The sequence below is a fragment of the Caulobacter sp. P4_E5 genome (assembly GCF_056401555.1).
In genome coordinates this window covers 1-13489 of sequence record NZ_JBFUJD010000064.1, presented here as the reverse complement: position 1 = coordinate 13489, position 13489 = coordinate 1, and the positions used below count along the sequence as shown (strand labels likewise).

The following is a 13489-nucleotide window of genomic DNA, read 5'->3' as shown; positions in this document are numbered from 1 at the left end:
TGTGGTCATCGCAAACGCAGGAGCCGGCCATGACCGCCCAGAACCGCATCGCACTCGTCCTCGGCGCCAATGGCGGCGTGGGCGGAGAGACCGCCGCCGCGCTCGTTCGCAAGGGCTGGACCGTCCGCGCCCTGGTCCGCGACCCGGGCAAGGGCGGTCTAGCCGGGGTTAGCTATCTGAAGGGCGACGTCTTGGACCGCGCCGCCGTGGTCGCCGCCGCCCAGGGCGCCTCGATCATCGTCCACGCGGTCAACCCGCCCGGCTATCGCGGCTGGAAGCAACTGGTCCTGCCGATGCTGGACAACACCATCGCCGCCGCCCGGTCCAGCGGAGCGCGGATCCTGCTGCCGGGCACGATCTACAACTACGACCCCGCCGCCCATCCGGTGATCGACGAGACGACGCCCCAACGCGCCGGAACCCGCAAGGGCAAGATCAGGATCGCGATGGAGGCCCGGCTCGAAGCGGCCGCCGGCGAGAACGTGCGCTCGTTGGTCCTGCGGGCCGGCGACTATTTCGGCCCGCGCTCGACGACCAACAGCTGGTTCGCCTCGGGCCTGGTGACGCCGGGCAAGCCGGTGAAGACCATCCTCTATCCGGGCGACAAGGGTGTCGGCCACGCCTGGGCCTATCTGCCCGATGTCGGCGAGACCTTCGCCCGTCTGGCCGATCGCGACGCCGAGCTGCCGGCCTTCGCCCGCTTCCATTTCGAGGGGGTCTGGGACTTGGACGGGACGGTGATGGTCCGCGCCATCGCCCGCGCGGCCGGCCTGAAGCGTCCGAACGCGCGCCAGTTGCCGTGGGCGCTGCTGCCGGTGGCCGGCCTGTTCAGCGAGACCCTGCGCGAATTGGCCGAGATGCGGCCGTTCTGGCGTCATCCGCTGCGGCTGGACAACCGCCGCCTCGTGGCGTTCCTCGGCGAGGAACCGCGTACGCCGCTGGACGTGGCGGTGCGGGCGACGATGGCGGGGTTGGGCGTGCCGCTGGCGGAGGCGCCGCCGCCGCGGGGCGTGCTGAAGGCGGCTTGAAGAGGCGCGTCAGTCCGGCCGAAGGGCCTCCACGAACCACTGGCGTAGCGCCGCGACATGCGGGCGATCGCTCAAGGCGGGTGCGCAGGCGAAGTGGTAGGTCTCGCCGGGCAGGGTCGTCTCGAACGGCGTGACCAGGAGTCCGCTGCGCAAGGCGTCGGCGGCGATGACCAGGCTGGCGATGGCCACGCCTTGGCCGGCCACCGCGGCCTGGATCGCGTGCAGGCTGTCGGTGAAGCGCACCCCGCCGTCGATGTTGACACCTGTCACGCGGGCCTCGTCGCACCAGCGCCGCCAGTCGGGAGCGGGCCGCGGCACGACCCAGCCGTCGATATGGATGAGCCGGGCCCGCGTCAGGTCCTCGATCGTCTTCAGGCCAAGGCCCGGGCTGCAGACCGGGGCGAAGACGTCCTCGCATAGCGGAGTCGCCGCCACGTCGGGAAAGGGCCCCCGACCATAGCGGATGGCCAGTTCGACCCCGCCGGGGCGAAGCTCGGCGACCTGGCCGGAGCCCTGCAGCCGCAGCTCCAGGTCCGGAAGCCGGGCTTGCAGGTCGGCGAGCCGCGGGACCAGCCATTGGCCCAGGAATGCGGGTGTGGCTGACAGTGTCAGGATCGTCTCGGCGGGGACGCGCCGGAGACGACCGACCGCACGGTCGATCTCCGCGAAGCCCGTGGCGGCCGCTTCATGCAGGATCCGGCCCTCCGGTGTCAGAGCCACGCGGCGCGGACCGCGGTCCAGCAACCGGACGCCCAGATGAGTCTCCAACTGGCGCACCTGGTGGCTGATCGCCGTGGGGGTCACGAACAGCTCGGCGGCGGCGCCCTTGAAGCTGGCCAGCCTGGCGGTCGCCTCGAACGCGCGCAGAGCGCCGAGCGGCGGAAGATCGAAGGCGCCCATGCTGAATAGGATTCATCTTTTCGCTGAGAAATTCGATTTTGCGCCCTGATCTGGCTGAGAACAAGGTTCGCGGGGGTCTGTCCTGGATGATCCCTGATCACCCCGCTCAGGAGCGCTCGCCGCATGCCTCGTCTCGTCGCCGGTCTCATCGACGTCTTCGCCGACACGCCGCTGAGCGGCAATCCGCTGGCGGTCGTGGAGGGCGGCGAGGACCTGGACGACGCCGTTCTGCGTCGCATCGCCGGCGAGTTCAACCAGGCCGAGACGACCTTCATCATGGCCAGCACGCGGGCGGACTGGAAGCTGCGCTCGTTCACCGCCGACGGCTCGGAAGTCTTCGGCGCAGGGCACAACGCCCTGGGCGCCTGGCTGTGGCTGGCGCACTTCGGCCTGCTCGGCGACCTGGCCGAAGAGAGGACGTTCCATCAGGAGATCGGCGAGCATGTTCTGCCGATCATCCTGCGGACGCGCGAGGGGCGGATCCATGGGCGCATGCGGCAAGCGCCGTTGCAGCTGCTGGAGCCGCTGACGCAGGTCGACGGCCTTGCCCGGAGCCTGGGTCTCGAGCCGGGGGACATCCTGCCGTTCCCGCCGCCGCGCGGAGCCGACACCGGCGCGCCGCACCTTATGGTCCGGGTCGGCGGCAAGGCGGCGGTCGACCGCTGCGCGCCGCTGGCCGCCCAGTTGCTGGCGGTGTTGGGCCCCACAGGCGCGGAGGGCTGCTATGTCTACGCCTTCGACGAAAGCGCGCCCGGCGCGGCCTATGCCCGCTTCTTCAATCCCACCGTGGGGCTCTGGGAGGACGCGGCGACAGGGACGGCGGCGGGGCCGCTGATCGCCTATCTCGCCGCATCGGGCCTGATCGGGCCGGACGCCGCCCTCGTGGTCGAGCAGGGCGTGAAAATGGGTCGTCGCAGCCTGCTCAGCCTGCGGCTCGGGCCCGATCCCGAACTGTCCGGCGCGGGGGTCGTGGTCCTGCGGGGCGAGCTGATCCTGTAAGGCCTAGCGCGCCCGCTCGCCTTCCGTCTCTTTCAGGAACCAGTCGCGCAGCTTGAGCAGTCTCGGCAGCTTGGGGTTCTCGGCGCGCCAGACGAAGTGGTGGCCGGTCTCGACGTCGACCTCGCCGGGCAGGGGGCGGACCAGGCGACCGTCGCCCAGATCGCGGCGGGCGATGCCGCTGCGGGCCAGGGCGACACCCAGGCCCTGGGCGGCGGCGTCCAGCATCATCGACGAGTCGTCGAAGCCCAGGGCTGGCGGCAGCTGCGGCGCCTCGATGCCCATGGCGTGGAACCAGGTCGACCAGGGCAGGCCGGTATGGCGCAGCAGCGGGGCGTGCAGCAGGTCCTCGGGCTTGTCGATCGGATGGCGCTCCAGCAGGGCCGGGCTGCAGACCGGGAACAGCACCTCGTCGATCAGCCGCACCGATTCCACGCCGGGCCAGGGACCTTCGCCGAAGCGCAGGGCGACGTCGGCGCCGTCGGTGGCCAGGTCGGACATACGGTCCTCGACCCGGATGGTCAGGTCCAGCTCGCCGGTCTCGGCCGACAGGCGGGCCAGCTGGGTGACCAGCCAGCGGGTGGCGAAGGCCGCGCCGGTGGAAATGACGATCGGGCCGCTGGCCGCGCGGCGGGCCCCGTCGACGCCCTGGCGCAGCGTGTCGATCGCTGCCCCGATCTGGGCCGCCAGGGCCGCGCCGGTGGGGGTGGGCTCCATCTGATTGCCGCGCCGGGCGAACAGCTGGACTCCCAGCTCTTCCTCCAGCTTGCGGACCTGCTGGCTGACTGCGCCGTGGGTGACGAACAGCTCGTCGGCCGCCCGGCTGTAGCTCCTGTGGCGGGCGGCGGCCTCCAGGGCGACCAGGGACGAGAACGGCGGCAGGCGCATGGTCAAGATGTAGGGATGTTAGTCCAGCTCACAAGTCCGCACAGATACCATCGTTCGTAAAGCGCCGGTGGATTTGGCATTGTCCTCATCGCGGCGCCGCACTGACGATCTTTCCTCTCTCGCTTCTTCAAAAGGACGGAAACGATGAAGACCCTGCTTCTCGCGGGCGCGCTGACGCTCGCCCTGTTCGCTGGCGCCGCCGCCAAGGCCCCGCTGCTGATCCATGACGACCTCCGCTGGGCCGAGGGCATCACGCCCCATACGGTGCGGTAACCGATGCCGGACGATGCGCGTGGGGGCGCGCCCAGTTCAGGACAGCAAAGCAAAAAGGCCCGGAGGGAAGCCTCCGGGCCTTTCTCATGTCTTCCTTCTCCCCTTGCGGGAGAAGGTGGCCGCGGAGCGGACGGATGAGGGGTTGAAGACCCTATCCGACAGGCTCGCGCGACCCCTCATCCGTCGCCTGGCGGCGACACCTTCTCCCGCAAGGGGAGAAGGGGAGGGAAAGCCTACTTCCCCGCCGCCGTCAGGGCGTCCATCAGCTCCGGCACGGCGGTCTTGTAGTCGGCGACCAGGCCGAAGTCGGCGACCTGGAAGATCGGCGCGTCGGCGTCCTTGTTGATCGCGACGATCACCTTGGAGTCCTTCATGCCGGCCAGGTGCTGGATGGCGCCCGAGATTCCGATGGCGACGTACAGCGCCGGCGCCACGACCTTGCCCGTTTGCCCGACCTGGTAGTCGTTCGGGGCGTAGCCGGCGTCGACGGCCGCGCGCGAGGCGCCGACGGCGGCGCCCAGCTTGTCGGCCAGCGGCTCGATCACGCGCTGGAACTCCTCGGCTGATCCCATGGCGCGACCGCCCGAGACGACGATCTTGGCCGCGGCCAGTTCCGGACGGTCCGACTTGACCATTTCTTCGCTGACGAAGCGGGTCTGCTGCGCGTCGGCGCCGCCGACGGTTTCCACCGAGGCCGAGCCGCCTTCCGCCGCCGCCGCGAAGGCGGTCGGGCGGACGGTGATCACCTTCTTGGCGTCCGACGACTGGATGGTCTCCAGCGCGTTGCCGGCATAGATCGGACGCGTGAAGGTGTCGGCCGAGACGACCTCGACGATGTCCGAGATCGGGGCGACGTCCAGCTTGGCGGCGACCCGCGGGGCGAAGTTCTTGCCGCCCGAGGTGGCCGGAACCAGGATCGCGTCGTAACTTTGAGCCAAGGCCAGGACGGCGTCGGCCTGGGCTTCGGCGACGCCGTGACCCAGGGCGTCGCTCTCGGCCAGCAGGACCTTGCGGACGCCGGCGATCTTGGCGGCGGCGTCGGCCACGGCCTTGGCGCCCTTGCCCAGGACCAGCACGTCGACGTCGCCCGAGATCTTCAGGGCGGCGGTGACGGTCTTGTGGGTGCCGTCGCGCAGGTGCGCGTTGTCGTTATCGGCGACGACGAGAACGGCCATTACAGCACCCCCGCGGTGTTGAGCTTCGAAACCAGGTCAGCGGCGGTCTCGACCTTGATGCCGGCCGAACGCTTGGCCGGCTCGGTGACCTTGACCACCTTCAGGCGCGGCGCGATGTCGACGCCGTAGTCGGCGACCGCCTTCTGGGCGATCTCCTTCTTCTTGGCCTTCATGATGTTGGGCARGGWKRCGTAGCGCGGCTCGTTCAGGCGCAGGTCGGCGGTGACGATGGCCGGCAGATCGACGTCCAGGACCTGCAGGCCGCCGTCGACTTCGCGGGTGACCTTGGCGGTCGAACCGGAAACCTCGATCGCCGAGGCGTAGGTCGCCTGCGGCCAGCCCAGCAGGGCCGACAGCATCTGGCCGACGGCGTTGTTGTCGCCGTCGATCGCCTGCTTGCCCATCAAAACGAGGTTCGGGTTCTCCTCGGCCACGACGGCCGCCAGCAGCTTGGCCACGGCCAGCGGCTCGGGATCGGCGTCGGTGGTGATCAGGATCCCGCGGTCGCCGCCCATGGCCAGGGCCGTGCGGATGGTCTCCTGCGCCTGGATCGGGCCGATGCTGACGATGACGACCTCGGTCGCCACGCCCTTTTCCTTGAGGCGCACGGCTTCTTCCACCGCGATCTCACAGAAGGGGTTCATCGACATCTTGACGTTCGCCAGGTCGACGCCGGTCTGGTCCGCCTTCACGCGGGCCTTGACGTTGTAATCGATAACCCGTTTGACCGGGACTAGGACCTTCATCGGTTTCCACCGCCTCCAGGCTGCATTTTATCGTGCGTAGGCAACCGACTTACCGCTTCGGCGCCGCAATGCAAGTTTCCCTTCGCGTAAGCGTAATGCGTTGGGGGATGTATCGTTCAAACAGTTGTACGATTTCCGAGGCCGTGTGGTCCCGCCGCATCGGCCGAGCCAATTCCCCTGGGCGCGAAAAGGCGGTAAGGGGCGCCCATGAACAAGACCTTCACCCGCCTGAAGTACATCTTCCTGGGCCTGTTCGTGCTGCTGAGCGGCGCGGCCCTGACCTACCACGTCGTGTGGGTCTGGCCGAAAGAGAAGTGCGAGAAGCAAGGCCGTCTCTGGGCGGGCAAGTGGATGAAGTGCGCCACCAGCTATTCGATCGAGACCCTGACTCGCCGGCCGGTGAACGTGCCGCCGATCAATGGCGAGGCGCGGGTGAAGCCGGAGGCCTCTTCTCCGACCTCCCCGGCGAAGGCCGGGGCCCAGGTCGAACCCAAGGCCGCTCCGGAGCAGGCGAAGCCATAGGGCGCGCCCACTCCAAACTCACCGGATGAATCTGGGCCCCGGCCTTCGCCGGGGAGGTCGGGGTCTTAGGCCCTACCGCGTCGCCCCCGGCTTCCACAGCACGTCTGCCGCGCCCTTGTCGTTGCTCCAGCGGGCGGCGACGAACAGCAGGTCGGACAGCCGGTTCAGGTATTTGATCGCCGGCGCCCCGACGATCTCGCCCTCCATTTCCGACAGCGCCACGCAGGTCCGCTCGGCCCGGCGGCAGACGGTGCGGGCCACGTGCAGGGCCGCGGCCGCCGGCGACCCAGCGGGGAGCACGAACGAGGTCAGGGGCGCCATCTCGCCGTTCAGCAGGTCGATCTCGCGCTCCAGCCGCTCGACCTGGCTGTCGACGATGCGCAGCGGCTCCCAGTCGGGCTTGCCGTGCTGCTCGGGGGTGGCCAGGTCCGCGCCCAGGTCGAACAGGTCGTTCTGGATCCGCTCCAGGATCGCGTCGAGCACCGGGTCCGCGGTATGCCCCCCTCCAGTAAATTGGCGCGCCTGGCCGATGGCGGCGTTGGTCTCGTCGACCCCGCCATAGGCCTCGACCCGCAGGGAAGCCTTGCTGACGGGGGCTCCGGTGGCGAGGCGCGTCGCGCCGCCGTCGCCCGTGCGGGTATAGATGCGGTTCAGCGTGACCATCGGTCGCGGACCCTTGTTCGGCGAATAAGGTTAGGTTTTTCAGCCCTTACGCCACCAGAAGGCGGCGGCGACTAGGACGAGGATGGCGATGAACTGCAAAAGCACGCGCAGCCGCATCAGCTTGTTCGAATAGGAGCGGCCGAAGTCGCCCCCGCGAAACAGGGCGTAGAGGCCGGCGGCCAGGGCGATCAGAACCGCCACGAGCGCGGCGGGGACGAGAAAGTCGAACAGGTGGCTCATGGCCGCCGAGAATAGGCCGTGGAACTCGGCCGCGCCATAGAGGCCGGAGCCGTAAGGGCCCTCATGCGTTCACCCGCTTCGCGCCGGTGATTCGGTTCGACGAGCGCTGTCCGCTGAATCGATTCGTCGAACTTGTTCGCTGAGCGCATTTGTCGCAGTGACGCTTTGAAAGCGCTCCCATATCTATAATCCCTCGCCATTGTTCGGCGAATTCAGTTCAATTTCGCGGTTGCAATGACGCTCCCCTAGCGTTATTGCGCCCGCTTCCTATTTTTAGTGCGCGTTCGTTGAACATGATCACCTCCCCCACCGCGGATCGTTCAACGCTTTCACTCACCCCAGCGGGGAGCAGGAGATAACCGCATGGCCCAGAGCGCATTGCTCTCGACCGCCGCGCTCTCCGCGTCCGATCGCGAAGAGGCCCTGGCCGAAGCGCGCCAGTTGATCATCGATCTGCGCGACGCCGCGCAAGATGGCCGTCAACTGGCCCGCCGCTACGCCGACGTTCTTCAGAACGTCGTCGACGAATATTGCATCGAATTCGAGAAGCGCRCCGAAGCCGCTCTCGCCCGTTTGGAGTCCGCCGCATGAGCTTTGTGTCCGTCAATATCGAGTCCGCCACCGACTCTCCGGTGAAGCTGACCCGCCGGGCTCTGGCCAAGCAGCGCACCCGCGAACGCGTCCTGGCCGCCGCCCGCCGCCTGTTCAGCGAGCGCGGCTACGAAGGCGCCACGATCCGTGACATCGCCCAGGCCGCCGGCATGTCGACCGGCGCGGTGTTCGCCAGCTTCGCCGACAAGTCGGAGCTGTTCGAGGAAATCCTGACCGCCGACTACGAAGTCATCTACGCCCAGATGATCCAGGCCTCGCGCACGGCCAAGACGATCGACGAAGCCCTGCTGGGCCTGTTCGGTGTCGCCTACAGCTTCCATGTCGAGCAGCTGCCGCTGCTGCGCGCCAGCATCGCGGTGTCGTGGACCCGGTCGGAAGCCGCCGAGCGTCGCGCCCGCGCCGACATCAAGCACATCTTCCGCCTGATCGCCGAAGCCCTGCAGCGCGGCGTCGACCAGGGCCAGTTGAAGAAAGATATCGACGCTAAGCTCTTGGCTGAGATCACCTGGGACGTGTATGTCGCCAACTATCGCCGCGCCGTCTACGACGGTTGGTCGGTGGAAGCTCTGCTAGCGCGGCTTTCGGATCAACTGAAAGTCATCTTCGCGGGCGYCCGCGCTTAAGCCCGAACGACGCTCCGTTCGGGGGAACGGGGCGTCTTCGATTGAACAATGACGCTAGCGTGTTCGAGGGGGACGTGCGTGGGCGTGAGAGATGATCAGAAGGCGGCGACGCGCGAGAAGGTTCTCGAAGCGGCGCGCGACCTCTTCAATGACGTCGGCTACGAGGAGACCACCATCCGCGCCATCGCGGAGCGGGCGGGGGTTTCCGTCGGCAGCGTGTTCACCACCTTCGCCTCCAAGGCGGAGGTGCTGAGCCATGTCATGGAACATCGCCTGACCGAGCTCTATGCCGAGTTCGACCGGGTGGTGCCGTTCCTGCGGGGCAGCACGGCCGACCGGCTGTGCTCGATCTTCGCCATCCACTACGAGTTCGAGACCCGGCGCTCCAAGCTGTTCCTGGCCCACATCGCCGCCTCGTACAATCCGAACAACGACCCGGGCGTGACGCCCTACGGCCGCAACCCGCGCCTGACCCAGATGCTGCTCGACATCCTGGACGAGGGCGTGCGCAAGGGCGAGGTGCGGGGCGACCTCGATCTGCGCCTGGTCGTCGACACCCTGAAGGCCGCCTATGCCTGGAACTACCGCATGACGGCCGCGGCGGGGGCGACCCTGCCGGCCGGCGAGATGTCGGCGGTGATGGACAAGCAGATCGGCGTGATCGCCGAGGGCTGGCGGCCGCGCTGACTTCCCTTCTCCCCTTGCGGGAGAAGGTGGCCGAAGGCCGGATGAGGGGTCGATAGACCTGTCGGCTTGGCGCCCAGCCTCAGCCGCCTGTCGCGGCGGATGCTTCCTTCAACCCCTCACCCGACCGCCTTCGGCGGCCTCCCTCTCCCGCAAGGGGAGAGGGAGCCGAAACCCCTACAGCGTCGCCATGTCGATCACGAAGCGGTAGCGCACGTCGCTGCGGGCCATGCGCTTGTAGGCTTCGTTGATCTGGTCGATCGAGATGGTCTCGATGTCGGCGACGATGCCGTGCTGGCCGCAGAAGTCGAGCATCTCCTGGGTTTCCTTGATCGAGCCGATCATCGAGCCGGCCAGGGTGCGGCGGCCGGGGATCAGGGCGAAGGCGTTCAGCGCCACCGGCTCTTCCGGCGCGCCGACCAGCACCATGGTCCCGTCCACCTTCAAGAGGTTCAGATAGGCGCCCCAGTCGATCCCGGCCGAGACGGTGCAGATGATCAGGTCCAGGGTCCCGGCCAGGGTCTCGAAGGTCGCGGGATCGCTGGTGGCGTAGTAGTGGTCGGCGCCCATCTTCAGGCCGTCTTCCTGCTTGGACAGGGTCTGGCTGAGGACGGTGACCTCCGCGCCCAGGGCGTGGGCGATCTTGACGCCCATGTGGCCCAGGCCGCCCATGCCCAGGATCGCCACCGACTTGCCCGGACCGGCATTCCAATGCCGCAGCGGCGAATAGAGGGTGATGCCGGCGCACAGCAGCGGGGCGGCGGCGTCCAGGGCCAGGTTGTCGGGGATCGACAGGACGTAGCCTTCCTTGACCACCATGTGGTCGGAATAGCCGCCATAGGTCGGCAGGTCGCTGCCCGGCTGCGCGCCGCTGTAGGTCAGGACAAGGCCCGGCATGTACTGCTCGCGGTCCAGGTCGCGGGCCGCGCAGGTGGTGCAGCTGTCGACGAAGCAGCCGACGCCGACCCGGTCGCCTTCCTTGAAGCGCGTGACGCCGGCGCCGACGGCGGTGACCACGCCGGTGATCTCGTGGCCGGGCACGATCGGATAGACGCTCTGGCCCCAGCCGTTGTCGACCATGTGGATATCGGAGTGGCAGACGCCGCAGTGCTTGATGGCGATGACGACGTCGTCGGCGTTCGGTTCGCGACGGTCGAAGGTGAAGGGCGTGAGGGGCGCGCCGGCGGCGGGCGCCGCATAGCCTTTGGCTTTGGCCATTCGGATGTGTCCTTGGATTGGGGGAGCGATCGGGGAGGATCGAACGCCGGCAGGATTGCCACGCCGTGGACCGGGAGCGTTACGCCGATCCTGCGAGTCTCTTGCCTGATCCTGCAAACGGCGGCGAAAGCGGTTTTCCCGTCGCGCGCCCGGGCGTAGAACGCAGGCTTCGCGAAAGCCCGGAAAACCAAGCCTTTGAGCCCTTCCCCCGACGCCGACGTCTATGCCCAGATCGCCGAGCTGGTCGCCCGTTACGCCAACGACGACAGCCCCGAGTCCGCGATCGGCGGCCTGTACCTGACCCGCCGCTGCTCGCCCAGCGGCCGGCTGCACATCGACCAGCGGCCGTCGTTCTGGCTGGTGGCGGGTGGGCGCAAGTGCCTGACGGTCGGGGACGAGGAGCTGCATTACGGCGTTGGCGACTGCCTGCTGGTGGCCCTGGACCTGCCCGCCACCGCGCGGATCCTGCAGGCCAGCGAGGCCGAGCCGCATCTGTGCGTGGGCGTGGCCATCAACCCGGCCCGGCTGGCCGAGCTGATCGGTCGGTTGCCGGAGCAGGCTTCGGCGAGCCCGAGCGGCATGCGCGGCGTGGCGGTCAATCCGGCCTCGCCGGAGCTGCTGGACGCCACCCTCCGCCTGCTGCGCCTGCTGGAGCGACCGGACGACGTGGCGGCCATGGCCCCGCTGATCGAGCAGGAGATCCTCTACCGCCTGCTGAGCGGACCGCACGGCGCGCGGCTGCTGCACATCGCCATGGCCGAGGGCCAGGGCCACCGCGTCACCCGCGCCGTCGCCTGGCTGCGCGAGCACTTCGCCCAGCCCCTGCGGATCGAGGCGCTGGCCGACCACGTGGGCATGAGCGAGTCGTCGCTGCACCACCACTTCAAGGCCGTCACCAACATGACGCCGATGCAGTACCAGAAGCAGCTGCGGCTCTATGAGGCCCGCCGGCTGATGCTGGTCGAGAACATGGACGTCGGGACCGCCGGCTACAGCGTCGGCTACCAGAGCCCCTCGCAGTTCAGCCGTGAATACCGGCGGCTGTACGGCCTGTCGCCGGCGCGGGATCTGGAGGCGCTAAGGGCGCCGCTGGCGGCGGAGTGATCCCTGCGCCCCTCTCCCCTTGCGGGAGAGGGTGGCCCGCGAAGCGGGTCGGGTGAGGGGTTGAAAGTCAGATCCGCCGCGACAGGCTGCCGCCGTCGCGGCGGCTTTCGTTTGTGCGACCCCTCATCCGTCGCCTCTGGCGACACCTTCTCCCGCAAGGGGAGAAGGGAAGTTCAAGCGTCCAGCACCGACCGCACCTTGGCCGCCAGCGACGGCGAGTCGTACGGCTTGTCGATCATCGGATACTCGTCGGCCCAGTCGATGGCCTCGGCGCCGATGAAGCCGGAGGTCAGCAGCACCTTCAGGCCGGGGTTGCGGCCTCGGGCGCGGCGGGCCAGGTCCAGGCCGCTGACGCCGCCGGGCATGACCACGTCGGAGAACAGCATCTCGAACGCTTGCGGCCCCTTGAGCCGGCGAAGGGCGCTGGCGGCGTTGCGGGCGGTGGTCACGCGGTAGCCTAGCGACTCCAGGGTGTCGACCGCCAGGGCCAGCACCGACGGATCGTCCTCGACGACCAGGATGTGCTCCGATCCGGTGGCTTCCTCCGAGCGCGGCGCGGGCGCGGCCTTGAGGGCGGCGGGCGGCTCAATGGCGGGCAGGGTGATTTCGAACGCCGCGCCCTCGCCCTGGGCGGTGACCACGGTCACCTCGCCGCCGGACTGCTGCACGAAGCCATAGACCTGAGACAGGCCCAGGCCCGAGCCCTTGCCGACGTCCTTGGTGGTGAAGAACGGCTCGAAGATCCGCGAGGCCACGTCGGGAGCCATGCCCGGTCCGGTGTCGCGGACGATCAGGCGGTGGCCGGCGGCGGGATCGGCGCGGACCGTGATGGTGATGCCGCCGGCGCCCTCCATGGCGTCGCGGGCGTTGACGGCCAGGTTCAGCAGGGCGCTTTCCATCTGCGCGGGGTCGATGTGGACGAAGGCCGGGGCGCTGGCGGCCTCCAGCTGGATCGACACCGCCTCGCCGACCGCCTGGCGGATCAGCGGCGAGAACTCGCGGACCAGGTCGTTGAGGTCCACCGCCGCCGGGTCCAGCCGCTGCCGGCGCGAGAAGGCCAGCAGCTGCCGGGTCAGAGCCGCGCCGCGCTCGGTGGCCTGGCGGATGGCCGAGACCTGGCGCACGAACGGAAACGTCTCGCCGCAGCGGCGCTGGATCAGGTCGACATTGCCCAGGATCACGGTCAGCAGATTGTTGAAGTCGTGGGCGACGCCGCCGGTCAGCTGGCCGACCGTCTCCATCTTGCGGGCGTGGCCCAGGGCCTCTTCGAGGGCGCGGCGTTCGGTGTTGTCCAGCATGGTGCCGAACACGACCGGGGCGCCGGTGTCCTGGTCCTCGCTGAGGATGCCCTGGTCGATCAGCAGCTTGTAGGTGCCGTCGGCGCACTGCCAGCGGTACTCGCAGGCATAGGCCCCGACCCGGCGGGCCTCCTCCTGGGCGCGCTGGACAATGTGGCGGTCGTCGGGGTGGATGCGCTCGAAGCCGAAGGCCGGATCGCTGGTGAAGTCGTCGGCCTCGAAGCCGGTCAGGCCCTTGACGCTGTCGCTGACCGACAAGGCCGCGTAGGGCGGGTCGGCGGCGCGGGAATAGAACACGATCGGCAGGGCCCGCTGGATCGCCTGCTGGCGGCGAAGGCTGGTCTGCAGAGAGCGCTCGGCCTCCAGCTTCTCGGCGTGGACGCGGGCGTTTTCCTCCATCAGGCGCTGGCGGTTCTCCAACTCCTGGGCCAGCTCGACGCGCTTGAGGTGGAGGTCGACCAGCACCTGCACCTTGGAGCGCAGGATGAACGGGTCGACCGGCTTGAACACCACGTCGAC

The 13489-nt window shown here is 68.8% G+C and carries 16 protein-coding genes and 1 pseudogene; 8 read left to right on the top strand and 9 right to left on the bottom strand.

What is annotated here, in order from left to right; translation table 11 throughout:
- Positions 1-29: 29 nt before the first annotated feature.
- A complete protein-coding gene (locus tag AC1DSO_RS18005) occupies positions 30-1028 on the top strand; it encodes an NAD(P)H-binding protein (RefSeq protein WP_477070133.1) in 999 nt (332 codons plus the stop codon).
- Positions 1029-1037: 9 nt separating this feature from the next.
- Here the strand turns inward: AC1DSO_RS18005 and AC1DSO_RS18000 are convergent, their stop codons facing one another.
- Entirely contained in the window at positions 1038-1928 is an 891-nt protein-coding gene (locus AC1DSO_RS18000; RefSeq protein WP_477070132.1) for a LysR substrate-binding domain-containing protein, read from the bottom strand.
- Positions 1929-2051: 123 nt separating this feature from the next.
- Here AC1DSO_RS18000 and AC1DSO_RS17995 point away from each other — a divergent pair, with 123 nt between their 5' ends.
- Positions 2052-2927: a PhzF family phenazine biosynthesis protein gene (locus AC1DSO_RS17995; RefSeq protein ID WP_477070131.1), complete on the top strand. Its 876-nt coding sequence runs from the start codon at positions 2052-2054 to the stop codon at positions 2925-2927.
- Between the two features lie 3 nt (positions 2928-2930).
- Here the strand turns inward: AC1DSO_RS17995 and gcvA are convergent, their stop codons facing one another.
- On the bottom strand, positions 2931-3812 hold the full coding sequence (gcvA, locus tag AC1DSO_RS17990; RefSeq protein ID WP_477070148.1) for a transcriptional regulator GcvA: 882 nt from the start codon (positions 3810-3812) through the stop codon (positions 2931-2933).
- A gap of 144 nt (positions 3813-3956) precedes the next feature.
- On the opposite strand from gcvA, the gene AC1DSO_RS17985 reads away from it, so the two are divergent.
- Positions 3957-4085: a hypothetical protein gene (locus AC1DSO_RS17985; RefSeq protein ID WP_477070130.1), complete on the top strand. Its 129-nt coding sequence runs from the start codon at positions 3957-3959 to the stop codon at positions 4083-4085.
- 233 nt (positions 4086-4318) lie between these two features.
- Here AC1DSO_RS17985 and AC1DSO_RS17980 read toward each other — a convergent pair whose 3' ends face one another.
- Together AC1DSO_RS17980 and AC1DSO_RS17975 are read right to left on the bottom strand one after the other, a co-directional pair.
- Positions 4319-5260, bottom strand: a complete 942-nt coding sequence (locus AC1DSO_RS17980) for an electron transfer flavoprotein subunit alpha/FixB family protein (RefSeq protein WP_477070129.1) — start codon at positions 5258-5260, stop codon at positions 4319-4321.
- Positions 5260-6006, bottom strand: a complete 747-nt coding sequence (locus tag AC1DSO_RS17975) for an electron transfer flavoprotein subunit beta/FixA family protein (protein WP_477070128.1) — start codon at positions 6004-6006, stop codon at positions 5260-5262. Before AC1DSO_RS17975 ends, AC1DSO_RS17980 begins: the two co-directional genes overlap by 1 nt.
- A 207-nt stretch (positions 6007-6213) precedes the next feature.
- Here AC1DSO_RS17975 and AC1DSO_RS17970 point away from each other — a divergent pair, with 207 nt between their 5' ends.
- On the top strand, positions 6214-6528 hold the full coding sequence (locus tag AC1DSO_RS17970; RefSeq protein ID WP_477070127.1) for a hypothetical protein: 315 nt from the start codon (positions 6214-6216) through the stop codon (positions 6526-6528).
- A 72-nt stretch (positions 6529-6600) separates the two neighbouring features.
- Here AC1DSO_RS17970 and AC1DSO_RS17965 read toward each other — a convergent pair whose 3' ends face one another.
- Positions 6601-7191, bottom strand: coding sequence for a cob(I)yrinic acid a,c-diamide adenosyltransferase (locus AC1DSO_RS17965; protein ID WP_477070126.1), 591 nt, complete (start codon positions 7189-7191; stop codon positions 6601-6603).
- A 39-nt stretch (positions 7192-7230) separates the two neighbouring features.
- Positions 7231-7431, bottom strand: a complete 201-nt coding sequence (locus AC1DSO_RS17960; RefSeq protein WP_477070125.1) for a twin transmembrane helix small protein — start codon at positions 7429-7431, stop codon at positions 7231-7233.
- 363 nt (positions 7432-7794) lie between these two features.
- On the opposite strand from AC1DSO_RS17960, the gene AC1DSO_RS17955 reads away from it, so the two are divergent.
- The 3 genes from AC1DSO_RS17955 (at position 7795) to AC1DSO_RS17945 (ending at position 9353) form a co-directional block, all read left to right on the top strand.
- Positions 7795-8022 (top strand): CC0731 family SpdR-regulated protein, encoded by a 228-nt coding sequence (locus tag AC1DSO_RS17955; protein ID WP_477070124.1) that lies wholly within the window; start codon positions 7795-7797, stop codon positions 8020-8022.
- Entirely contained in the window at positions 8019-8666 is a 648-nt protein-coding gene (locus AC1DSO_RS17950; RefSeq protein WP_477070123.1) for a TetR/AcrR family transcriptional regulator, read from the top strand. The genes AC1DSO_RS17955 and AC1DSO_RS17950 overlap by 4 nt, the downstream gene beginning before the upstream one ends.
- A 78-nt stretch (positions 8667-8744) precedes the next feature.
- Positions 8745-9353 (top strand): TetR/AcrR family transcriptional regulator, encoded by a 609-nt coding sequence (locus AC1DSO_RS17945; RefSeq protein WP_477070122.1) that lies wholly within the window; start codon positions 8745-8747, stop codon positions 9351-9353.
- Positions 9354-9527: 174 nt separating this feature from the next.
- On the opposite strand, the gene AC1DSO_RS17940 is transcribed toward AC1DSO_RS17945, so the two are convergent.
- Positions 9528-10568 (bottom strand): NAD(P)-dependent alcohol dehydrogenase, encoded by a 1041-nt coding sequence (locus AC1DSO_RS17940; RefSeq protein ID WP_477070121.1) that lies wholly within the window; start codon positions 10566-10568, stop codon positions 9528-9530.
- Between the two features lie 195 nt (positions 10569-10763).
- Here AC1DSO_RS17940 and AC1DSO_RS17935 point away from each other — a divergent pair, with 195 nt between their 5' ends.
- Positions 10764-11672 carry an AraC family transcriptional regulator gene (locus tag AC1DSO_RS17935; RefSeq protein ID WP_477070120.1) on the top strand — a complete coding sequence of 303 codons (909 nt, stop codon included), beginning with the start codon at positions 10764-10766 and terminating at the stop codon, positions 11670-11672.
- 8 nt (positions 11673-11680) lie between these two features.
- Here the strand turns inward: AC1DSO_RS17935 and AC1DSO_RS17930 are convergent.
- Both AC1DSO_RS17930 and AC1DSO_RS17925 read right to left on the bottom strand, forming a co-directional pair.
- Positions 11681-11830: pseudogene (locus AC1DSO_RS17930) on the bottom strand (hypothetical protein); the annotation flags it as partial.
- Positions 11831-11845: 15 nt separating this feature from the next.
- Positions 11846-13489, bottom strand: a 1644-nt coding sequence (locus tag AC1DSO_RS17925; RefSeq protein ID WP_477070119.1) for an ATP-binding protein, incomplete at its 5' end; no start/stop codon positions are given.